Raw genomic sequence first — 22,518 nt, forward strand, 5'->3', positions numbered from 1 at the left:
TTTGATTAGCATCAAAGCTAAAATATTTTACAGTATGGTTTGTCAGCAGTAAATGAAATTATTTGAAACTCGAGAACAAATCTTTACGCTTGTTACGGAGGTCTTTGCCGCCTTCCAGTACCGATTTCAGGTTAGCAAGATAAAACGTCCAGCCAAGCTGGCATTGCACATAAAGATTTTTGGCGGGGTCTGCTTCCTCGGGGATATTTTCCTGTGTTAACTCAACAATAACGACACCTAATTTGCAACCGATAGATACGCTGACTATACTCCCGCCGGTAAAGGTAAATTTTAAAAAATCGGATCCGTTAGCTTCCAGTACCTGTCCGTTTTCAACAATACTGTCATCAAACCCATGCCAATGCCAGGTATAAGTGTCCTCTTTTTTGATGAATTCCTGCGGTTCGCGCTGACGACCGGCTATGGCAAAAAAATCGGCCTTGCGTAAAAACCAGGTTTCAAGGCCTTCGGGGGTAGCCCAGGCTTCATACATACTGCGTACATCAATGTCAACATCAGCTGTTACTTTAAATTTGTTCCATCTGTCGTCTGCCATAATAATTGTATATCGGTTTGGGGTGTTTGTATCAAAAATAACAATTATAATTAAGGCTTTCATTAACTTGCCTTTAAATCTTAAACATGCCAAAGCAAAGCGCCGGGATTTTATTATACCGCAAAACACCCCAGGGGTTACAGGTGTTTCTTGTACATCCGGGAGGGCCGTTTTTTAAAAACAAGGATGACGGCTCATGGTCGGTACCCAAAGGCGAATACCTGCCCGATGAGGATGCACTCACAGCAGCCAAACGCGAATTCAGGGAAGAAACCGGGCATGAAATAACGGGAGATTTTATAGCATTAATTCCGATAAAGCAAAAAGGCGGCAAAACGGTACAGGCCTGGGCCGTTGAGGGCAATATCGATCCGGAAAATATTAAGAGCAATACTTTTGAAATAGAATGGCCGCCCCGCTCGGGCAAAAAACAAGCTTTTGATGAAATTGACCGGGCCGAATGGTTTGATATACCAACTGCAAAAATAAAGATCAACCCTGCCCAAACAGCTTTAATAAACGAACTGAGTGCAATGAATAATAATTAAGCTGTTTCCTTTTTTACTGCAGTTGTTGTTCCCGGTGATTAATAGCCGGAGACGTCAATGCTTTGCTCAGCCCTCCAGGCTCTTTTATCTAAAAAAATGTACTTAAAAGCTAAAAAACATTATTTAGAAACCCACCTATAGGTTCTGCGGGAACATTTATAACAGATATATTTTTTAATGGGTAAGCCCAACAGGAAAAATTTAGCCAGGTTACTCCGTTTAATACGGCTTAACTGGGTCTTGCATTTCCGGCAGGTCAATTCGACGGAATTTATTGATGTATTATCAGGCGCTTGTGGCTTTATATGGAACTCGGCAGTCATGTGTTAATTATGATAATTAAAGGTTATAACAATTAATCTATCAGCTCCATAATCCATTTGCAAAATTGGCCGTAAACCAACACACAATTTTCAATAAAACCAGTCAATTATTGTTTTGTATAAAAATAGTTACAAAGCATGAATTTTTCATGAACGCAGCTTAAAATTATCCCCAAAAACAATACCCACTCAACGGTTAAGTACATAATTCATAACATAATTTTCATGCATAAGGTATCATATAAATGATAATAAGTCATATAAAACAAAAATGCCCCTGGTTTTACCAAAGGCATTTTATTTATAAAATATGATTATCAATTATGGCTTGGTTGGCGCAGGCGCTCCCGGAGCAGCACCACCCGGCGGCGGACCTGGCTGACCAGGGCCCATTCCCGGGCCTTTTCCGTCCGGTACCATCACTTCAGGATGGGCTGTACCGCGGTGGCAGGTATTGCAGTTTACACCACTTTGCATGATCATGCCCAATGAATCTTTTTTAGCATGAAAATACTTCTGGTTAATTTTATTCATCATTTTAAACATGTCGCGTGCCATTTGCTTTTCGGGTTTGGCATCGCTTGCCCAGTCTATCTTTTTAGTTTCCTCGTTTCGGGCATGGCAAAAGTTGCAATGTACACCTAAGGAGTGCTCCCAGTCTTCCATTACCTTATGCAGGTTATCCGGCGAAATATTTTTAGGCAACACTTTAAGGTTCTTAAAACCTTCGTCCTGTGGTTTACTTGTGGTCATGGCTCCAAACACTACTATAGATAGCAGGCCAAGCGTAACTAATAATTTTTTGTTAACAGGCATAATTGTCATGTTTAAGTCATCTAAATTAACTTATTGATTTTAATGTTGCAACATTTTCAGGCAAATGATTGAATTATTCACGGTAAGTTCATAATTACTGAACCATCCATAAAACCTAAGCAAGTGATTTACTGATCAATTTATCACTTATCTGCCATAGTTTTTCCTGAGCGGCAGCGTTTTGTGCTACGGTAGCGGTTTTAGCAACTTTCTTCTTTTTAAAATAGCTGCCGTTAAATTGATCGAGCCTGGGTGCTGTTGCAAGGAATATGGATGTTTCGGCCCCTTGTTCGGATGTGATCATAAACGGCCCGGCCAGTTTCATCAATACTTTATCAAAGCCCTTAAGTTTATCAGCAAAGTTACTGCTCACAACACCGGGATGCAGGGAAAAAGCCAGGATCCCTTTTTCACCAAACTTTTGTGCAAGCGACCGGGCAAAGTATATATTAAACAGCTTAGCCATACCGTATGCTTTAAATGACGAATAGCTTTGTGCCGATTGCAGATCGTCAAAATTGGGTTTGCCTAATTTATGCCCTTCCGAGCTTACATTAATAATGCGTGCCTGTCCGCGTTCCAATAATGGCATCAGGCTGGTAGTCAATAAAAAGTGCCCGAGATGGTTGGTAGCGAAAGTCATTTCAAACCCATCCTTACTTAACTGCCTTTCACTAAAACCGGCCCCTGCATTATTAATAAGAATATTAACAGCCATCAACTTTTGTGAAAGCTCAGCCGCAGCTTCCCGAACGCTTTGCAGATCGGCCAGATCGCATTTGATCACATAGATCTGCTTATTGCCCGTTTGTGCGACGATCTCCTGCTTAACTGCCTCACCTTTAATAATATTACGAACCAGCAGGTAAACCGCATGATCCTGTGCGGCGAGCGCCATGGCAGTCGCTTTCCCTATGCCGGAGGTGGCCCCGGTAATAACTGTTGTTTTTATTGGCATAAGCCCTTGAGTATGGTTAATGCAGATGGGCAAGATACCCATTTCTGCCACTCATGCATCCCGGTAATGGAGTTTTTACCTTGATGAGGCTTTTTATCTCAAAGAGCCTTCATCATAAATAATAATTGGCCTCTTTGAGAAAAACAAAATTATAAAACAGGTGAGTTGATTTTCCCGGCAGGCAACTTATCTATATCCATACTGTAATGTATAAGGAATTGGCGATATCTTCTTTTTGGCGATATTATCCGGGGTTACGTAAACCAAATCAAGCTTACGGCCCCCTTCCTTTTGAAAATATTCTATCCGCAGGGGATAAAACCCTTTTTTTAGGGGAACGATGTATGATCGCTCTATATCGCCATCGTGCAAACCATCAAGATCTATTATAACCTTGTCATCCAGGTACACTTTGCAGCCATCGTCACTCCCTAAGCCAAAAATGTAATAACCTTCCTGTTTAACTTCTAATTGCCCATCCATAACTACACCAAAATTATTTTGGCGGGGGAGTTTATTGATATTAAAGGTACTATCGCCAATGCCTTCTTTAACAGGTTTTAAAGTCTTAAAATCGGGCAGCTTATCCCATTGCCCCTCGTAATAGGCGTAATGAAAGCCGCCGGACTGATAGTTTTTTTTGAGCCGCGTTGCCGGCAGATAAGTGCCTTCCCTGAATTCGCCGCTGGAGCTCTTATCAAATTTAGCACGATCGGCAATCAACCGCATGGTAACTTTCGCAGGGCCTGATAATTCTATGTCCGACTTTACAACCGGCGATGTCATTAATGGCTGCGAGCCATCAAATGTATAATGCACTTTTGTTGTATCATCGAAGTACCAGATCTTTATCGGCTTGTTTTTTAGCACGATCCCGCCCGATGGGTGAAACTCCAGCGGCTTACCGCCATAATCGTTGTAGGCAAACCTCAGGCCATCATAAAAGTTTTTCAACCTTACGGTGCCATGTGATTCTTTGGGATAAGCTTTTACTACCCATTCAAAACCTGCCGGGGCATCTTTTTTCAGCAGGCTATCCATCGGGTTAATGTTCATTTCCTTCATGCCCTGTCCCTCACGGCCACCTATATAAAGCGACTTTCCCTTACCTGCAAGCGACGGTAATTTCTCTTTAACCTGTTTAAGCATAATACCATTATCCCACCAGTAGCTCGGGTCGCCGGCAATGTAATTATTGAAAAGCTGCGGCTCGTTCAATAAAGCATAGGTAACAAACACGCCGCCGAAGGAATGGCCAAAAAGTGTATTGTCGCCGTCAGAAGGATAGGTTTTATCGATATAAGGTATCAGCTCGTCCCTGAAAAATTTCAGAAACTTATCAGCCCCGCCCGAGGTATTATTTCCTTTATTATGAGTTGGCAAAAAATCCCTGTCGCGGTCGGTATTTAATACGCCGACGATTATCATTGGCGGCATGGTGTGCTCATCCATGATAAAGTGCTGTATGTCGCGCCCTAATTTTATATTCCAGTCGTCAATTATATACAACACATCATATTTAGTTGCCGAACCAGCTTTATAGTTATCGGGCAATATTACCTGGATAACGCGTTTCTCATTTAATACAACCGAATTGATGGAGTCGCGTTTACCGGGCATGTCCTGCGCCTCAGCGCGGCCTAACAGGTTAAATGTTAATACAACAGCAACGGCTAAAGAAAGGTAGCGCTTGATATTCATAATGATAGGCATTTTGATTACAAGTTAGACGATACCTTGATAAAGATAGTTACAGTAAAACCTGGTAAAAATAAAAACAGGCTGCCCCTTTGAAGGCAGCCTGTTTCATTAAGGGAAGCAAGGAATAAGTAATTACTTCTGCATCACCATTACACCATTCATGAGCAGGGTGCTGCCGCCATCGGCAACAATATTATATACTCTTTGTACGCCGCCTGCATGTTCAGTTTTCTGTAATACGGTAAAAGCTTCGTATTTGCCGGTTTGTTCATTCAGGCAAAGCACCTCCTGCCCTGTTGCCACGGCTCCTATTTTAATGTTGCCCTGTTTGGTTAACATGGGGTGATTGGGCGTAGCCTGTAAAACCTTGCTGTTTAGTTTTACCTGAGTGCCTGCTGCCGTATTTTTTGTTTGGGCCGATACCAGTACCAGTTGGGTTATAGCATAGTTTTTAGCATCATGTATGGTAAGTTCCTTTACCTTAACAGCTGTGCTTTTTTTAGTTTGAGGATCAACGGTTATTACTTCATCGCCGCTTTTTACAGCTTTCAGCATCTTTTTATCGCCGTTAGCCATGGTTACCAGCTCTTCGCCGGGGAAACAAATATCATTACCATAGGTGGCGGCTTCTTCCTTCATATCCTTACCGCCATTAAGTACTTTATATTGCTGAAAGCTAACTTCCTTTGATAAAACGTAAGATAGCTTAAGGATGAAATTTTGCTCCACTTTGTTGATATTATCAATATCCTGGAAATACTGTTCCCAAACTTTAGCATCGGCAGTAAAATCAGGAACGAGGGCTTTATACAGCTTACCTTTTTCGTTGGTATAAAATACCATCAGACCAATTTCCTGCATGCCTTCTTTAGCAATTAGTTTATACAGATCAATACGTTTTTTCAACCCGTCAGATCCGGTTATAAAATAGGGTTTGCGGCTTTCGTACCGGTCAAGTACATAGGTATTTTCAAACTTAACGTAGGTATCATTATCCAAATTGGCAATAGTGAATACCTGTGCCTTTTTATACTCATCCATAGTAAGCGGACGAGGGTTTACTGTTTGCCCCTGGGCAAAATAAAGTGAAGAAGTTAGTAGAAGTGTTAATGTTAGTTTACGCACTTTGTTTTAGAGATTAGAGGTTGGAGATTAGTGGTTAGAGGTTAGAGATCGGAGATTAGGTTTTGCTTTCCTAATCTCTAACCTCCAATCTCTAATCACCACTTAAGACAACTGTTTAAACGCATCGGCAAAGGCTTCCATTTCGTCCATACGACCGATGCTTACACGGCACCAGTCCTTGCCGTTAAACTGCCAGTTACGAACGCCTACGCCGCGTTTCATCATTTCGCCGACAAATTTTTTGCCGTCCATTTTAAGCGGGAACATCACAAAATTTGCAGAAGAGGGAATGTATTCATACCCTTCTTTTTTAAGTACCGAGTACAGGTATTCTTTTGATGCATTTGTTTTTTCAAGGGCTTCTTTTAAGAATGCCTCTTCGCGATAAGCTGCGATAGCGCCCGCTATGGTTGTGGCCGAAAGCGAAAAACCGGTAGTGTACATCGATAAAGTTTTTATGGTATCTGGCAGGGCAATTACATAGCCGCAACGCAAACCTGCAAAGCCATACAACTTTGAAAAAGTACGGGCCACAATAACATTTTGCCCGGCCTTTACAGCACTGATCATGGTAGTTGCCTGCGGATCGGGCAGGTAATCGATATAGGCCTCATCAACAAAAACGGTTGTCTTTTTTGAAACCCGCTCGCAAAAAGCTTTCAGCTTAGCAGTATCTAATATCGTAGCTGTCGGATTGTTGGGGTTACAGATATATACCAACCCGGTGTTATCGTCAATTTTGGCTTCCATGGCATCCAGATCAAGCTTGTAATCGGCCGTAAGTGGCACTTTAATCCACTTACCTTCCAGTTGCTGCGCATGCGATGGCAGGTCATCATAAGATGGATCGCCGGTGATGATGCTTTTACCACCTTTGCTGAAATGTATAGCTGCTGCCAGTAATAACGGCGACGAGCCCGACTCCATCAGGATATTATTATAGTTGATACCCTCATATTGAGCTATTTTGTTATACAGGGTACCCTGTGTCATGAAGGGGTATTGATAACTTTTATCAATGGCATCCTGAATGGCTTTTTTAGCTGCCGGTGAAGGGCCAAAAGGGTTTTCATTAGCCAGTAGCCTTGCTTTTAGCTCAAAGCCTGCATTGGTAACAGCTTCCTGATCGGTTAAACTGCGGCTTAATGGTTTAAATACACGGGCCGGCATGGCTGCCAGCTTGCCAATTGTTCCTGAAAAAAGGGCCAGTCCCCCGGCCATAAATGCGCTGGATTTGATCCAGTTTCTGCGGTTAAGTGTACTTGACATGGTGGTGGTATTTAATGCTTTTATACGTTAATATTATTTTTGAACCGGATATTGCGTACGCTGATCGGTAACCCTGGCGTGTATGGCAGCAACCGTACTCCGTGCCGACTCAAAGGCCCCGGCCATCCAGGCATTGAGGTATGTTAAATGCTCGCCTGCAAAATATACCTGCTTATCGGGTTTTAACAGTACCGGGTATTGTGTTTTACGGGTTTCGGTTGTATAAACCGCCCAGCCGCCTAAATTATATTTTGTTTTATGCCAGCTTACCGAAAACGAGCTCTCAAACTCCTTATCATACTGCGGGTGGATGAGCTTGCCTTTTTCCAATGCAAACTTTTCCCGTTCGGCGTAGCTTAAAGCGCCAATTTTCTGCGCTTTTTCGTTAAAGTTGTAATAACCAATCAAGATACCTTTTTTTCCTAAATAATCATAGGATGGGTAAAATATCTGCGTTAAATCATTGTTAGTGTGCGTTATACCACCGTACAAATGCTCATCCTCCTCCCAAAACCGGCGCTTAAACTGTAAGCCGATCTTCCCTGTTTGGTTATAGCTGATATAATCAATAGCCCGGCTAACATCACCGCTAAAATTATTGCTGATATTGCTTAGTACAGGCAGTGGAATGGTACAGATACACAGATCGCCGTTTAATATATGCTCTCCCGTGGCATCTTTGTAAGTTATCTTAACCCCATCGGCTACATTATTGATGGAAGTAACCTCTGCTCCCATTTTTATAAATGGCGCCACTTTCTTTTCCAGGGCTTTAGCTATCTGATCCATCCCACCTACAGCCTGGAACATGGTCATCTGCAGTTCGTAGGTATATTCGGCCACGTTATAAAAATCGGGATCCATCAGTCCGGAATGCAGCAGATCGGCCAGTTTATGCGGGTCGGCTATTTTACCGGGCTTATCGCCCGCACCAGGAGTTTCCGTATACCCCCGGCGCGCGGATGCTTTGTAGAGCTTATCGATATCCAAACCACCTTCGGCCTGCAGGTATTCAATGATCTTTTCGCCGTCCTCTTTGGTGAAGCTGCTGTCAAGACCGCCATGATCAATGCTTTTGGCCAGCATTTCGGTCATATAACCGCGGATGTCGTTATGTACCTCTCTAACTTTGATCTTTTTGTTTGATAATGGGCCTTTGCCTTCGGCAAAGTAATAAGTACCTTCGTTTACGTTATTATAAACCTGGATGGGCACACCCAGCTCTTTACAATAATGCAGCGTAAGTTCATGATTGTGAGGGATGCGCGAGGGCCCGGCATTAAAATACTGACCGGCATCAAAGCGGGCGGTAGCAGTGGGCTTATCAATTTCGGTATTGGTACTGCCGTTACGGATACTGAAACAGCGCCCGCCGGTACGCTGCCGTGCTTCCAGAATGGTACATTGATAGCCGAGTTTGCCAAGCTCATAGGCACTGGTCATACCGGCCAAACCGCCGCCTAAAATTATAATGTGTTTGCCTTTGCCGCTGCCTTCGAGGTTAAAGGCATGCGCGGGCGATGGTTTTAATAAGCCAAGGGCAAGCATGGCGGGATATGCCCCACCAGCCAGCATGGCCCCTTTTCCTAAAAAGTCCCTGCGGGTAATAGTTTTCAATAAGCGCGTATTTATGTTTTACAATCAACTCAAGCACTAAATATAATCTTTTCTATGTTTTTATGTTAAGCCAAAATCAACTTTTATTGCTGTTTCTATAAAATTAGCGAGGTTATTTTAGAGGTTGTTGATTTTAGGTTAAGATATGGTTGGGGGATTAGTGATTAGAGGTTGGAGATTAGAGGTTAGGTTTGTTTGGAATGATTTAGGCGCAGAGCGCTAAGAGGAAAAACTTTGTTCCGTGCATTGCTATCCGCAGTTATTTGTCTGAACCGGGATTTGGGGGATTTTTAGGAGGACAGGATTTTTCTTTGATTTTTTTTTACAAAATCCGATCAATCTGAAAAATCCAATAAAATCCCGGTTCAGACACCAAACGTTAAATTCTGTTAAAACGTAAAAATAAATTTGCTTTACTACGAATAGTTCGTAGATTTACGAAACAATCGTAAATACAATGGAAAAACTATCGCAACAAGAGGAAGAAGCAATGCAGGCGGTGTGGCAATCGGGTGCCGGATTTATCAAAGATTTTTTAGATCAGCTGGCCGAGCCAAAGCCACCCTACACTACTCTTGCCTCAACCATAAAAAACCTGGAACGCAAAGGATTTTTGAAAAGCGAAAAGCTGGGCAACTCGTTCCGCTACCTGCCAGTGATACAGGAAGAAGAATATAAAAAGCGGTTTATGAGCGGTTTTGTGAGCGACTACTTCCAAAACTCCTATAAAGACCTGGTAACCTTTTTCGCCAACGAAAAAAAGATCAGCGCTACCGACCTGAAAGAGATCATTAAACTCATTGAAAAACAATAAACCTTACGATCATGCCGGCAACATTTGTTTTTTTATTAAAAGTAAACATAGCCCTGCTATTGTTTTGCGCGGGCTATTACCTGGTGCTGAGGCCCCTCACCTTTTATACGCTTAACCGGATCTATTTGCTTGCAGCTATCCTGTTTGCAAGTATTTACCCGCAAATCAATTTTTCGGCCTTTGTGCAGCGGCACGGGGATCTGGCCAAACCAATAGAGCAGATCGCCATTAACTGGCAGTCGCAGGCACAGCTAATAAACCAGCCGGTGCAGGCTATTGATTACTGGTACTGGCTGAGTGTTGTTTTCTGGACAGGTGCGGGTTTGCTGTTCATCCGCCTGGCCATGCAGCTTTTATCCCTGTTACGATTGTATAAAAACTCCAAACCTCAATATATAGGCGAACATTTGGTTAGGGTGATGGATAAAGATGCTGCACCGTTCTCTTTTTGGCGCAGCATTTATGTAAACCCCACCAAACATGAACCTGCCGACCTTAAATCGATCCTGCTGCATGAGCAGGTGCATGTAAACCAATGGCATACCGCCGATATTTTACTGGCCGAGCTAAGCAGTATCTTTTACTGGTTTAACCCCGGCATCTGGCTTATTAAAAGGGCGGTAAGGGAAAACATCGAGTTTATTACCGACCGCAAGATCCTGAAAAACGGTATCGACAGTAAAACTTACCAATACAGTTTGGTGAACGTAAGCTTTAACAATACCCAACCCAGCATTGTAAACCATTTCAATATTTCAACTATAAAAAAACGGATAATCATGATGAACGCGAAAAGATCGTCGAAACTTAACCTCACCCGCTACGCTTTTGTAGTGCCGGCCGTTGTGGCCCTGTTACTGGTGTTCAGCATTTCAAAAGCTGATTTTGCCAAACCCGTGAGGATCACCCTTGCCAATGCGGTACAGCCCCTGGCCAGGATCATTAACATTAATACAGATGAAGTTCCACCAGCTAAACCGGTAAAAGCAGGTAAGCCAACCCACAAAACCCCGACTGCAAAGCCAGTGGTAACACCTGAGCCCGCGGCTGCACCTCAACCTGCAGCTACCCCATCAATAACTATTACACCAATGGCAATTAAACCGGATACCAACAAAAAGATCAAGATATTTTTAGCAGCACCTAAAAAAGATTCGGTAGTATTTGTGGTGAACGGGGTTATATCAACCAGTAAAAACTTCGACCCAACCAATATCGAAACCATGGCTCTTCTCGCTGGTGTACAGGCGGAGAAATTTATAAAAGATGCCGACGACAAAGCGATTAAAGTTGCCTACGTGATCACTAAAGACGCACCAAATAAAGAAGAACTTAAAAAAGAAATGAATAAAACCCTGATGATCAGAAAAATCACTATTAACAATACAAGTGGTGATATAATACAGGATAACGACAACAACAATGTTAACGTAGTTGCTATTGCTCCGGTTAATAAAAATGTTGATGTAAAAAATGTTAAAAGTGTTGTTGTAGTGAAAGGGATCAGCAGCACGGCAAGCGGCAGCAGCAGTAGTACGGTGACTATTAATGGTGTAAAAGCCAAACCGGTTGCTCTTTCATACAGCATCAGATCTGACGATGATGCCATAGTAGCCAGAGGCGGTGATGTTGTTGTTACCGGCTATGGTAAAAAAGCCAATATAAAAGCACTGAAAGTGAATGGATTGAGCATTGTAACCAATGGCGATAAAGACCCGCTGGTGGTTATAGATGGCAAAAACAGCTCGATGGAAGCATTGAAAAAACTGGATCCTGATAAAGTGGAAAGCATTTCAATACTTAAAGGCGATGATGCCACCAAAAAATATGGCGACAAAGCCAAAGACGGTGTGGTTGTAATAGGTACCCGTAAAAAGTAAAGTAATTGGTTGATTGGGTTGGATTAGGTGAGTAGTTTTATTTCGATAAGATCAGTTAATAGTTAAAAAGAAGTAACCCCTCTCTTAAGCAACCTTAAACATAATCAACCTTCAACTGGCCTCGGCCAGTTTTTCCGTTTCCAGCAGGTTGAGTAAAGCTTTCTCAGCAATATTAAGTTCGGCGGCTTTTACATCTTCGCGTTCATCAAGCTGGCTGATATATTTGAAAATGGTTCCCTCCTCATAGCTTTTAATAACCGATGGGTGCACGTAGTATTTTTTACAAACAGTACGCGTGTTCCCAAGGTTTATAGCCACCTCATCCAAAACACTCACTATCTTCTTTTTACACTCTGTAACGCTGTCAAACTCTCCGGCCTCTTTAAAAGCGTATAATGCACTTACGCTGCCAGCCCAGGTGCGGAAATCCTTAGCGGTAAAATCCTCACCGGTTATTTCATGCAGATAACTATTGATATCTCCCGAGCCAACACTGCATTTGGTACCATCCTCGTTATAATATTGAAAAAGCTCTTTCCCGGGGATATCCCTGCATTGTTTTACCAGCCGGGCAAGTTTGCGGCTTTGTAATTGTACTTTATGAAAAACACCTTTTTTGCCCTTAAACTCAAACCTGAGATTGGAACCTTCAACCTTCACATGCCTGTTTTGCAGGGTGGTTAAACCAAATGAACCGTAAAGCTTTTTGTACGATTCATTCCCCACCCTGATACTTGTGAGTTCCATTAACCGCACTACCAGCGCAACCACCTTTTCATGATCGAGATTACGCCTCGCTAAATCTTTATCCACCTGCTCACGAATTGCAGGCAGGTGCGCTGCAAAGGTTTGCATCCTGTGATATTTGGATTGGTTCCGGATCTGGTTCCAATGGGCATGGTAACGGTATTGCTTGCGCCCGGCGGCATCGGTACCGGTAAATTGCAGGTGGCCGTTTTCATACGGTGAGATCCAAACGTGGGTATATGCCGGTGGGATCACAAGTTTATTGAACCTTGTGATCAGCTCTTTATCTTTTACCAAAACGCCGTCCGCATCATAATAGCTCCAGCCTTTACCAGATTTTTTGCGGGTATAACCCGGTGATGAATCGGATACATAACGCAGGCCTACTGCCTTTGCAGTTACTTTCGGGTCGCGGCCAATTTTTTCGAGCTTTTTGAGGAGGCGGTTCATGGAGAGATAACATGCGGAGGGGAGATTAAGTTTTAATTAGGGATTTATCTTATGGAGATATTTTAGATTATTGCCTTAACACTCTTTAATGAAAAAGGGATGCCCGTCGGGCATCCCTTTTTCATTAATATAATTATGTCATTGCGAGGTACGAAGCAATCACATACTGTACAGGGCGGCTCTGCTTCTGTGCGGTTGCCACGCTGCGCTCGCAATGACATGGGGGAAGTGTGCTTTCATCAGAGGAATTACTTCAACACCGAAACCGCTTTATTAGCCTCGCCAACACCCCAAACCGTGCCAGGCGTATCGCCCATAGTAATAATTAACTCACCGCCTGCCATCACATCGGTATGTTTGATATAAGTTTTGGTATAATCAGCGCCGTTAAGCGTCATAGCCTGGATATACTTGTTTTTAGGGCCGTTATTTTTAACCACTACGTGGAATTTTTTATTCCCCTGCAATTGCAGTGTAGCTTCATTAATTACCGGGCTGCCAAATACGTACAGACCGTTGGCCGGGTTAACAGGGTAAAAGCCTACAGCTGATAACACATACCAGGCCGACATCTGCCCTACGTCTTCATTACCGATAATGCCATCCGGTTTATCGGTGTAAAAATCATCCAGGATAAACCTAACCTTTTCGGCAGTTTTCCATGGCTTGCCTGCGTAAGCGTAGTAGTAGCTCATCGGGTGGCTCGGCTCGTTGCCATGTGCGTACTGGCCAATCAAACCGGATACATCGGGCGATTTAAATTTACCCATATCGCCCTGGGCGATAAATAACGAATCGAGCTTGGTATTGAATTTATCTACCCCGCCCAGCATGCTGATCAGGCCTTCCACATCCTGCGGAACAAGGAAGGTGTACTGCCAGCCGTTACCTTCGGTAAAATCGCCTGTTTCATGGATAGAAATGAAAGGGCTATAAGGTGTGCGCCATGCATCCTGCGATAAACGGCCGCGCATAAAACCTGCTTTAGCATCGTAATAGTTTTTGTAATAGGCACCACGCTTGCTGAAATAAGCATAATCTTCAGTTTTGCCTAATTTTTTGGCCACCTGCGCCAGGCTCCAGTCGTCAATAGCATATTCAAGGCCCATTGAAACCGATTCGCGGCTGCTATCAGCCGGGATGTAGCCGTATTTTTTTACGTATTTAACGCCACGCTCATCGCCCATGGCGGTGGTTTTCATAGCCTCATAAGCCAAATTAGCGTCAAAGCCTTTATAGCCTTTTAACAAAGCATCGGCAACAACCGGTACCGCGCTGTAACCCACCATACAATTGGTTTCGTTAGCCATTAAATGCCAAACCGGCAGGTTGCCCTGCTGCTGATAAATAGCCAGCATGGAGTTGATCATATCGTTCACATGCTCGGGGTGGATGATGGTTGACAGCGGATTATTTGACCGGTAAGTATCCCATAACGAAAATGTGGTTACGTTATTGAAGCCCTCGTTTTTGTGTACCTTTTTGTCGGTTCCCCAATATTCGCCGTTTACATCGTTAAAAATAGATGGCGCTATCATGGTATGATAAAAGGCAGTATAAAACTTCTTCATCTGTGATAATGAATCGGCTTTAATAGTGATCTTTTGCAACTGTTTATTCCAGGCTGCATCGGCATCAGTAACTACTTTATTGAAATCCCAACCCGGTATTTCGGCTTTGATGTTAAGCATGGCATTCTCAGCGCTTACCGGCGAAATCCCCACTTTGGCATAAACTACTTCGCCTTTTGTAGTAGCAAAGCTTATTACGCCTTTTACTTTAGCCCCTTTAAGCTCGGTGCCTTTTACATTGGCAGTGCTATCATAAACGGCAAAAGTTTTGATAGGCTTAGAGAAAACCGCCGTAAAGTAAATCCGCTGATCATCTGCCCAGCCTTTTGAAAAACGGTAGCCGCAAATGGTATTTTGATCAACCTGTTTAATATAGGTTTCCATTGGTTTGTCCCAGCCAATGCCTTCCTGCAAATCAATAAGGATATGCGCATCTTTTGTTGCCGGGAAAGTGTACTTATGCATCCCGACGCGGGTACTGGCAGTAAGCTCAACACCGATATCGTATTTTTTAAGCTTTACCTTGTAGTAGCCTGGTTTTACAACCTCGTCCTTATGGCTGAACAATGATACATAACCGCTTTTTAAATTTTTGTTACTGCCTTTGTATACATTGATGGGCCCTGTTGTTGGCATAAAGGAGATATCGCCCAAATCGCCGATACCTGTACCGCTTAAATGCGTATGCTGAAAGCCGATGATGGTAGAATCAGAAATATGGTAGCCCGAGCACCAGTCCCAGCCTTCAGAGATATTGGTTGGGCCTAACTGTACCGCGCCAAAAGGAACACTGGCACCCACAAAAACGTGCCCATGAAAACCGGTACCAATGTATGGATCGACATATTGCGTTAAACCGGCCGCCTTTTTCATAGGCTGGGATTTGTGCCTTTGTGCGTACGAGCTTAAATTAACCAGGGCCAGCAAACCAGCCAAAACGAGTTGTTTTTTCATTCTTTATTTTAGATGATGGTATTGAGGTTTATATTGCTCACAAAGTAAACCCCGATACTTAATAGATTATTAATATACGCTTAATTCGGCCACGGTAATCCCATTTCCTGCAATTACATGCGTGGCTTCAAATTTAAAATACCTTGCGGATAATGCCTGCTTTAAAACTACAGGCTGCTCAATAGGGCTCGATTTGATATTGGCAAACTCTCCTGAAGCTACTTTCTCCCAGGCTTTGCCATCTTTACTAATGTAAAACACATAGCTGTCCACTATGCCATCGGCCTGCTTGTCCTGCCTTGGCAAATAGCCGAATGCTTTTATCTTTTGCTCTTTACCCAGATCAACGCTGATCTGCTGCGGGAATTGCGCATCTTCTTTTTTCAGCGTGCTGTAAAGGCTGCCGGTATTTTCATCGAAAGCATTTTCTGCTTTTCCCCAACCATCATTAGCAGCTGTAGCATCCAATACTTTCCAATCGGTTTTAGCGTAGCCGAAAGACACATAAGTACTTTCACTTTGCTGATCCTTGCCTTCAAAACTGCGGGCTTTAACCACCCCGCCTTCATTCAGTGTAAATGGCTTGCTGTAAACAGGTGAACTTAACGTTGGCTCATGCCCGTCAAGCGTATAGTGAATTGCGGTTACAGGAGCTTCGGTAGTAATGCTTATCTCCCCACTTTTGTTGCGTGACACCTTTGGCGCAGTTAAGTGAACGGGCTCTTTATAGATCCCAAAATCACTCAAAGCTATAGCTACCGGCGATGCGGTAATCCGCAGCCTTAATTTGCTGGCAGTTATATTTTGTGTTAAACGGATCAGCCTGTTACCGCCAATACTGGTTGCCGCGCCTATCTGCTCCCATTTGCCATTTAAATAAGCATCTACAGCAACAGATTCAATCCTTTGCCCTAATTTGATATTCTCGCGCAGGCGGATCACATTAAATGTTTTTGGCGAATGCAGATCGATGGTTAAAGATGGTGTAGTTACCTTATCGTCAGTTGCCCAATAGCTGTACCTATCGCCATCCAGCAAAAACTGCGGACCAAACTTTGCTTTATTCCCGCCACGTACATTACTGGCGGTAAGCGTAGCGCCCTTTGCAAGGTTAACCGCAAAAGTTTTTTTAAGCAGGTTACCAAATTCGGTCAGTGATTTTACGTCGATCTCATTAACGATACCGCGCGGATCGGGCGATAAACCCAAATCAAGCGCTGCACCGCGGCCAACACTTTTATAATACAGATCGAGCAAGGTATAGGGTGACTTTACACCTTCATCCTGAGCTTTATGATAAAACCATCCGGGGCGTAACGACACATCACATTCGGCAGGCATCCAGTATTTACCGTCGCGGGTACCCTCGGTACCTTCATAATCTTTTACGTATCCATTTGCCGGGATCTTGCCTTCATCCGGGGCATGAGGCGTATAGGTTGCCCAGCAGGTTTCACCTGCGTGGCCTTCCTCGTTACCTACCCAACGTACATCCGGGCCAACATCGCCAAATAATACGGCATTTGGTTGCAATTTGCGGGTAATGGCCCAGGTAGTATCCCAGCCATAATAAGTGGAACGGTCAATTTTCCTTACTTCGCGCTTGCCGCCATAATAGCCATCGCCGCCGTTGGCGCCATCATGCCATGAAATAAACAAAGGGCCATAGTTGGTGTACAATTCTTTCAGCTGTTCGCGATAGATCTTTACATATTCGGCGGTGCCATAGTTAGGATTGTTCCTGTCCCATGGCGAGCAGTACACACCCAGTTTCATGCACAGTTTGTCGCAAGCTTCGCGATATTCTTTCAGGATATCACCTTTGCCATTTTTATAAGGGCTTTTGCTGATATTATGTTCGGTAGTTTTAGTTGGCCAAAGGCAAAAACCATCATGATGCTTTGCAACAACCACCACGCCTTTAAAACCACCGGCCTTTGCCGCGGCGACTATCTGCAAGGCGCTGAACTGTGTTGGGTTAAAGATCTTCGGATCTTCGTCGCCGTACCCCCACTCCTTGTTGGTATAAGTATCAACTCCGTAGTGAATGATGCAATACATCCCTGTTTCCTGCCAGTTAAGCTGGCCTTGCGTGGGCAATGCACCATATGGCTTGAGGGGCTTTTGGCCAAAGCCATTTAAACCGGCGGCCAGTAACAATAAGGCAATGCCTGTAAACTTCTTCATAATTGGTTATTAGTTTTTAAACCATGACGACGGCACATCCTGCGGGGCCGAGCCATTAACACTATATTTCAGCAACAGCTTAAAGCCCCCACCACCTTCAATAAAATCAAGCTTAAACGGATGTGCACCCATTTTTAGCGCCACCTGTCCGCTGCGTTCCTGGGCCGAGTGGTTACCATCGTTATTTACCACTACGTTGTTGCCAATGTACAGCACACCTCCATCATCGCAGGTGAGAAAAAAGCTGTAAATGCCATCGGTTGGCACATCTATGTACCCTTTGTAAGTGATACCAAATGATGGCGCTTTTACTGTTGAAGGCACTTCAATTTTATCGGTTGTAAATGCGCTGTCAACTTTTGCATCCTTCATCAAACTTGTTTGTTTAAAAAACGCTTTGTAGTAAGTGGCGTTCAACCCTGGTTTTGGCGGGGCAATTTTAATCGGGCCAAGCATTTGTTGTTGCGTATAGTTCAGGCTATAGACATCGCCACGGGTACCGGCCGGTGTAAAAGCAGCCACTCTTATCAACTCTGTTTTTTTAATGCTTAAGGGCGATGGCAATACCGGCGATTTCATATCGGGCAAAGTGCCATCGGTAGTATAACGGATGGTAAGGCCTGGCAGCGGTGCGGTTATGCTCAGTTTACCTTCATCAGTAAAAACATATTCATTAAGCAGGTTTGGCAGATCGGGCAGGCGATAATTGATCTTCAGCGCATCCATCCTTTTATATTGTTCGGTTAAACGCTGCAGGTATGAATCATACTGATCTTCCCTGTGCGTCCAAAGCATTTCGGCCAAAGCGGTTAGCCTCGGCATGTACATATAATCGGCACGTTTTTCGGAAGGGATCATTTCAGACCACAGGTTAGCCTGCGCTCCTATAATTGACTTCGCTTCTTCGGCATTCAGCACTTTAGGGATGGGGTTAAAGTGATAAACCTTGCTTACCGAATACTGATCGGGCTGGTTATCAAAGTAAAGTGGCTCGCCAGGGGTCATAATCACAGTATTGCCGTTCTTTACAGCCTTAACCGGGGCATCGGGCACCCAGGTGCGCCAGTACATTACAATAGCTGTAGGGCTGATACCACCTTCAATGATCTCATCCCAACCTATCAGTTTGCGGCCTTTGGAATTAAAAAATTTCTCCATTCGGTTAATGAAATAGCTTTGCAGTGCGGGCAGGTCTTTAATGCCTTCACGCTCCATTAAAGCTTTACAGGCATCTGATTTACCCCAGTTGGTACGGTCAACCTCATCACCGCCGATATGGATATATTTCGAGGGGAAGATCTGTATGATCTCACTGAATACATTCTCTGCAAATTCAAAAGTGGTTTCGTTACAGGGGCAAATAGGTTTGGTGAACAACTCGCCCCACTTATTTTCGCCGTCGCAGGTTAAATATGGGTATGAATTGATAGCCGCCATCATATGGCCCGGCATGTCAATTTCGGGGATGATATCGATATGCTTTGCAGCAGCATAAGTTACCACACCTTTCATCTCCTCTTGAGTATAAAAACCACCGTACAGGGTTTTACCATTTTTTTGGATGATGTGCTCTTTATCTATCGTAAAATCAGGATTATCCTTAGCCCGTTTCATACAGGCCGAATCCTGGTTGTTGAACGTGCGCCATGCACCGGCTTCGGTAAGCAGCGGGTATTTTTTTATTTCGATGCGCCAGCCCTGATCATCAGTTAAATGCAGGTGCAGCTTATTCATTTTGTATAAAGCCATCCTGTCGATGAACTTTTTCAGGTAGCTGATAGAAAAGAAATGCCTTGATACGTCCAGGTGCATGCCTCGCCATTCGTAAGCGGGTTCATCTTCAATAGAAACTACCGGCAATGATAAAGTTTTTTGTACAGCACCTGTTTCAAGAGCAACAGGCAATAACTGACGGATAGTTTCAACTGCATGGAAAGCCCCGGCAGCTTCCTTTGCCTTAATGGTGATGCCACTTAAAGTAATATCCAGTTTATAACCTTCGGACGAGGAAATGCTGCTATCATAGGCAAACACTATTGAACGCATGGTGTTTTTGGCGACCTTCTTTCTGTTGCTGCCAAATGCTTTAAGAAGCAATTTGTTCATTTCATCAGCTTCGCTTTTAAACGGGGTGCCGCTTTCAACAATTAATGAGATCTCTGGTTTAATTATAAACGAGCCTTTACCTGCCACCAAATGCGTTGGATAAGGGATCAAGGGAAATTTTGAAGCTGTTTCCTGAGCGATTGCACCGCCAGCACAGGTAAGCATCAGCGCCGCTGCCGACAAATATTTTGAAATACTTTTCATTTGCTTCTGTTTATTGTTTGTCGATTGAGATGGTTCTTTCAGCAACATTCCAGCCGCCAATGGTTACAGCAAGGTTTTTATCAGCACCTGGATTATGGTCGATAACCACTTTTTTAGTTTGGCCTGGCAGCACGGTTATATAATTATCGCTGTAAAAAGCAGGCAAAATGCGTTGCTTACTCTCGGCATTAACTAATGACAAGCGGTTAAAAAATGCCAGCGCGCCGTTGCCTTCATTGGTCAAGGTCACTTCAACCTTACCGTTTTTCAGGTATTTGGCAGTAGCACCTAAATTACCGGCAGGCATTTTCTGCAGACCAGAAAAATCGCCCTTAGCATCAGGCAGCCAGTAAATATTTTCGCTGATCACTTCTTTATCCGACTTAAGCAACTGCAGGCAAAGGAATACGCCTTTGTCCTTAGCTTCTTTTTCAATTTCGTGTTTTAACGAAAGGTATCTTTTAGTAGTAGTGGGTGTTACATCGGCAAAAACCTGTGTCAGTACCTTTTCCTTGCCATCCATATCATAGGTTTTGGCCACCAGCAGCATATTGCTGTGTGTTTTAAAGGTATTGTTGGCTACCATTACCATACCATCTGTTTGGTTATACATGATGTGCAGGGGCTCGCTTCCGCTGTGCAAACCGTAAAGGCAGGCGTTAGGGTCAAGGTAATAATCATACATCTGGCCGCGCATGGCAGTCCATGGGTTTTGGGTTTTCCAGATGATGGTACCTGTATACCAATCCCACATGTGCGAGCTGAAACCTTCCATCAGCGCACGGTACTGGTCATAGTTTACCAGCTGTGCTTTTGTTGCAAAATCCTCAACATTTTTGGCTTTGCCGTATTTATCAATAAAGCCATCGTAACCAATATATTTATGATAATCCCAAACCGGATCGGTTGTTGTTTTGCCGGTTGATGCATCGTATTGCGGCAACACCATGTTTTCGGCGGGGATAAAGCGTTTTAACGATTCATAATCGCTTACACCAACCGAACCAACTTCGGAGTTGAACGGATAAGTTCTGTGATCCCAAAAAGTTGTCAGGCTTTGAACGCCGTAAGGCCCGTCACCATTGCCGCCCTGTACATTGCGCGACATTTCTTCGGAGTTTGAATACGGGATAAACCAGCGGGTATTATCCAGCTTTGGCATAATGGTATCACGCAGGGCTGCAAAAATATCCTCGGGCGGGGTGATCTCGTTACCACCACACCAAATAGCCAGCGACGGATAGTTACGTACCAGTTTAACCTGGTCGGCTACCGATTTTAAATACAGGTCATGGTCATCAGGGTATTTGCGGCGTGTCCATTGGTCGTCCAATTTCATTGGGTCGGTCCAGCGGCCATTACAATCACCTGATCCCCACATATCCTGGAAAACCAGCATCCCGTATTTATCACAAGCCTCGTAAAATTCAGGGCGTTCAATCAGCGCACCACCCCAAACCCGGATCAGGTTCAGGTTCATATCACGGTGAAAACGAACTTCGGCATCGTAACGGGCATCGCTGAAGCGCAGCATCTGATCGGAGATGATCCAGTTACCGCCTTTAATAAACACCTTTTGGCCGTTCACATTAACCTGGCGACTTTCAGTTTTGCTGTTCCACTCGGTAGTGATCTGGCGTACACCAACTTCAATATTTTTTTGATCGGATATCTTACCACCGGCAACAAACTGCAAATTAAGTTTATACAAATTTTGCGGACCGTAGCCATTTGGCCACCAAAGTTTAGGGTTTTTAAGGCTGTAATCGGCCAGTTTAACTTCCTGTTTTGAATTGGCTTTCAGCGTAACCGGCTGCGATACCAGCTTGCCATCTAAATTATATTGTAAAGTACCGCTTACAGCAGCGCCTGTAGCATTTTCAAGCTCGGCCGATACCTGTACAATAGCAGGTTGCTGCGCACCTTCCGGCAGGCGAACACCCGGAACCAGGGTAACTACATGCGGATCTTTAATAACTACAGCACCGGTATGTTCAATAGTTACTTTATCCCAGATGCCTGTATTACGATCACGGATGGGCTGGATCCAGTCCCAGCCGGCAGTATATTGAATCCCTACGCCACGGGCAATAGTACCGTCGCCGCCCTGGCCGCCATTGGGATTGCCAACAACATCCGGAGGATAAACAATAACAGCTAAACGGTTACTGCCGCTTTTGCTCAACCATTTGGTAATGTTATAGCTTTGGCGTAAAAACATGCCTTTATGCAGTTTGCTGTTCAGCTTATGGCCATTCAGGAAAACATCGCAGCTGTAATTTACACCACGAAAGTTAAGGTATGTTTGGTTGCTGCCTGCAGGTGCAGCTTCTTTAAAATCTTTGGCGAACCAGTAGGTATAATAATCACGGCCTACTTTATAAATATCAGGGATCTTTTCATTGTTCATGCCGTAAAAAGGATCAGGAACCTGTTTATTGGCAAGCTGGGTGGTTAATACCGTACCGGGAACAACCGCGGGGTTCCATGCAGCCAGATCATAATTAGATTGCGATATCGTGGCTCCGTTATCCTTAACACTATTCATTGAGGTACATTTCCAGCCGCTGTTTAGCTCATAACTGGTTTGGGCCTCCGCGTTTTGATAAACGCCTGAAGTAAGGATAGATAACACTAATGAAAATTTAAACAATGCAGATCTGCCTGCCGGACGGGTTGTTGTCATTTATTT

At 43.9% G+C, this 22,518-nt stretch carries 15 protein-coding genes; 3 read left to right on the forward strand and 12 right to left on the reverse strand.

Annotation, left to right across the window (positions count from 1 at the left end; genetic code table 11):
- Nucleotides 1-58 precede the first annotated feature (58 nt).
- A complete protein-coding gene (locus tag ACFFGT_RS08945) occupies nt 59-556 on the reverse strand; it encodes an SRPBCC family protein (RefSeq protein ID WP_377022179.1) in 498 nt (165 codons plus the stop codon).
- Between the two features lie 86 nt (nt 557-642).
- On the opposite strand from ACFFGT_RS08945, the gene ACFFGT_RS08950 reads away from it, so the two are divergent.
- Nucleotides 643-1,104 (forward strand): NUDIX hydrolase, encoded by a 462-nt coding sequence (locus ACFFGT_RS08950; RefSeq protein ID WP_377022180.1) that lies wholly within the window; start codon nt 643-645, stop codon nt 1,102-1,104.
- A 644-nt stretch (nt 1,105-1,748) separates the two neighbouring features.
- Here the strand turns inward: ACFFGT_RS08950 and ACFFGT_RS08955 are convergent.
- The 6 genes from ACFFGT_RS08955 to ACFFGT_RS08980 all read right to left on the reverse strand — a co-directional run bounded on the left by ACFFGT_RS08955 (nt 1,749) and on the right by ACFFGT_RS08980 (nt 8,913).
- The gene (locus tag ACFFGT_RS08955) at nt 1,749-2,243 is read right to left on the reverse strand and encodes a c-type cytochrome (protein ID WP_377022181.1); all 495 of its coding nucleotides are present in this window, start codon (nt 2,241-2,243) and stop codon (nt 1,749-1,751) included.
- Nucleotides 2,244-2,358: 115 nt separating this feature from the next.
- Complete coding sequence (locus tag ACFFGT_RS08960; protein ID WP_377022182.1) at nt 2,359-3,201, reverse strand: SDR family oxidoreductase; 843 nt, start codon at nt 3,199-3,201, stop codon at nt 2,359-2,361.
- A 186-nt stretch (nt 3,202-3,387) separates the two neighbouring features.
- Complete coding sequence (locus ACFFGT_RS08965; RefSeq protein WP_377022183.1) at nt 3,388-4,902, reverse strand: PA14 domain-containing protein; 1,515 nt, start codon at nt 4,900-4,902, stop codon at nt 3,388-3,390.
- A 132-nt stretch (nt 4,903-5,034) separates the two neighbouring features.
- Nucleotides 5,035-6,027, reverse strand: a complete 993-nt coding sequence (locus tag ACFFGT_RS08970) for a Hint domain-containing protein (RefSeq protein WP_377022184.1) — start codon at nt 6,025-6,027, stop codon at nt 5,035-5,037.
- 102 nt (nt 6,028-6,129) lie between these two features.
- On the reverse strand, nt 6,130-7,296 hold the full coding sequence (locus ACFFGT_RS08975) for a pyridoxal phosphate-dependent aminotransferase (protein WP_377022185.1): 1,167 nt from the start codon (nt 7,294-7,296) through the stop codon (nt 6,130-6,132).
- A 33-nt stretch (nt 7,297-7,329) separates the two neighbouring features.
- The gene (locus ACFFGT_RS08980) at nt 7,330-8,913 is read right to left on the reverse strand and encodes a flavin monoamine oxidase family protein (protein WP_377022186.1); all 1,584 of its coding nucleotides are present in this window, start codon (nt 8,911-8,913) and stop codon (nt 7,330-7,332) included.
- A gap of 457 nt (nt 8,914-9,370) precedes the next feature.
- On the opposite strand from ACFFGT_RS08980, the gene ACFFGT_RS08985 reads away from it, so the two are divergent.
- Nucleotides 9,371-9,727 carry a BlaI/MecI/CopY family transcriptional regulator gene (locus ACFFGT_RS08985; protein ID WP_377022187.1) on the forward strand — a complete coding sequence of 119 codons (357 nt, stop codon included), beginning with the start codon at nt 9,371-9,373 and terminating at the stop codon, nt 9,725-9,727.
- 11 nt (nt 9,728-9,738) lie between these two features.
- Nucleotides 9,739-11,607: a M56 family metallopeptidase gene (locus ACFFGT_RS08990; RefSeq protein WP_377022188.1), complete on the forward strand. Its 1,869-nt coding sequence runs from the start codon at nt 9,739-9,741 to the stop codon at nt 11,605-11,607.
- A 111-nt stretch (nt 11,608-11,718) separates the two neighbouring features.
- Here ACFFGT_RS08990 and ACFFGT_RS08995 read toward each other — a convergent pair whose 3' ends face one another.
- The 5 genes from ACFFGT_RS08995 to ACFFGT_RS09015 form a co-directional block, all read right to left on the reverse strand.
- On the reverse strand, nt 11,719-12,804 hold the full coding sequence (locus ACFFGT_RS08995) for a DNA topoisomerase IB (protein WP_377022189.1): 1,086 nt from the start codon (nt 12,802-12,804) through the stop codon (nt 11,719-11,721).
- Between the two features lie 248 nt (nt 12,805-13,052).
- Nucleotides 13,053-15,329, reverse strand: coding sequence for a GH92 family glycosyl hydrolase (locus ACFFGT_RS09000; RefSeq protein WP_377022190.1), 2,277 nt, complete (start codon nt 15,327-15,329; stop codon nt 13,053-13,055).
- A 69-nt stretch (nt 15,330-15,398) separates the two neighbouring features.
- On the reverse strand, nt 15,399-17,516 hold the full coding sequence (locus tag ACFFGT_RS09005; protein WP_377022191.1) for an alpha-L-fucosidase: 2,118 nt from the start codon (nt 17,514-17,516) through the stop codon (nt 15,399-15,401).
- A gap of 9 nt (nt 17,517-17,525) precedes the next feature.
- Nucleotides 17,526-19,826 carry a family 20 glycosylhydrolase gene (locus ACFFGT_RS09010; protein ID WP_377022192.1) on the reverse strand — a complete coding sequence of 767 codons (2,301 nt, stop codon included), beginning with the start codon at nt 19,824-19,826 and terminating at the stop codon, nt 17,526-17,528.
- Nucleotides 19,827-19,836: 10 nt separating this feature from the next.
- Nucleotides 19,837-22,512 (reverse strand): glycoside hydrolase family 2 protein, encoded by a 2,676-nt coding sequence (locus ACFFGT_RS09015; RefSeq protein WP_377022193.1) that lies wholly within the window; start codon nt 22,510-22,512, stop codon nt 19,837-19,839.
- Nucleotides 22,513-22,518 lie beyond the last annotated feature (6 nt).

This window comes from Mucilaginibacter angelicae, from assembly GCF_042434235.1.
Classification (GTDB): Bacteria; Bacteroidota; Bacteroidia; order Sphingobacteriales; family Sphingobacteriaceae; genus Mucilaginibacter; species Mucilaginibacter angelicae.

What these genes read in the sequence shown, in the direction of transcription:
- ACFFGT_RS08945 (WP_377022179.1), bottom strand. Translation starts at nt 556, where the DNA reads ATGGCAGACGACAGATGGAACAAATTTAAAGTAACAGCTGATGTTGAC.
- ACFFGT_RS08950 (WP_377022180.1), top strand. Translation starts at nt 643, where the DNA reads ATGCCAAAGCAAAGCGCCGGGATTTTATTATACCGCAAAACACCCCAG.
- ACFFGT_RS08955 (WP_377022181.1), bottom strand. Translation starts at nt 2,243, where the DNA reads ATGCCTGTTAACAAAAAATTATTAGTTACGCTTGGCCTGCTATCTATA.
- ACFFGT_RS08960 (WP_377022182.1), bottom strand. Translation starts at nt 3,201, where the DNA reads ATGCCAATAAAAACAACAGTTATTACCGGGGCCACCTCCGGCATAGGG.
- ACFFGT_RS08965 (WP_377022183.1), bottom strand. Translation starts at nt 4,902, where the DNA reads ATGAATATCAAGCGCTACCTTTCTTTAGCCGTTGCTGTTGTATTAACA.
- ACFFGT_RS08975 (WP_377022185.1), bottom strand. Translation starts at nt 7,296, where the DNA reads ATGTCAAGTACACTTAACCGCAGAAACTGGATCAAATCCAGCGCATTT.
- ACFFGT_RS08985 (WP_377022187.1), top strand. Translation starts at nt 9,371, where the DNA reads ATGGAAAAACTATCGCAACAAGAGGAAGAAGCAATGCAGGCGGTGTGG.
- ACFFGT_RS08990 (WP_377022188.1), top strand. Translation starts at nt 9,739, where the DNA reads ATGCCGGCAACATTTGTTTTTTTATTAAAAGTAAACATAGCCCTGCTA.
- ACFFGT_RS08995 (WP_377022189.1), bottom strand. Translation starts at nt 12,804, where the DNA reads ATGAACCGCCTCCTCAAAAAGCTCGAAAAAATTGGCCGCGACCCGAAA.
- ACFFGT_RS09000 (WP_377022190.1), bottom strand. Translation starts at nt 15,329, where the DNA reads ATGAAAAAACAACTCGTTTTGGCTGGTTTGCTGGCCCTGGTTAATTTA.
- ACFFGT_RS09005 (WP_377022191.1), bottom strand. Translation starts at nt 17,516, where the DNA reads ATGAAGAAGTTTACAGGCATTGCCTTATTGTTACTGGCCGCCGGTTTA.
- ACFFGT_RS09010 (WP_377022192.1), bottom strand. Translation starts at nt 19,826, where the DNA reads ATGAAAAGTATTTCAAAATATTTGTCGGCAGCGGCGCTGATGCTTACC.
- ACFFGT_RS09015 (WP_377022193.1), bottom strand. Translation starts at nt 22,512, where the DNA reads ATGACAACAACCCGTCCGGCAGGCAGATCTGCATTGTTTAAATTTTCA.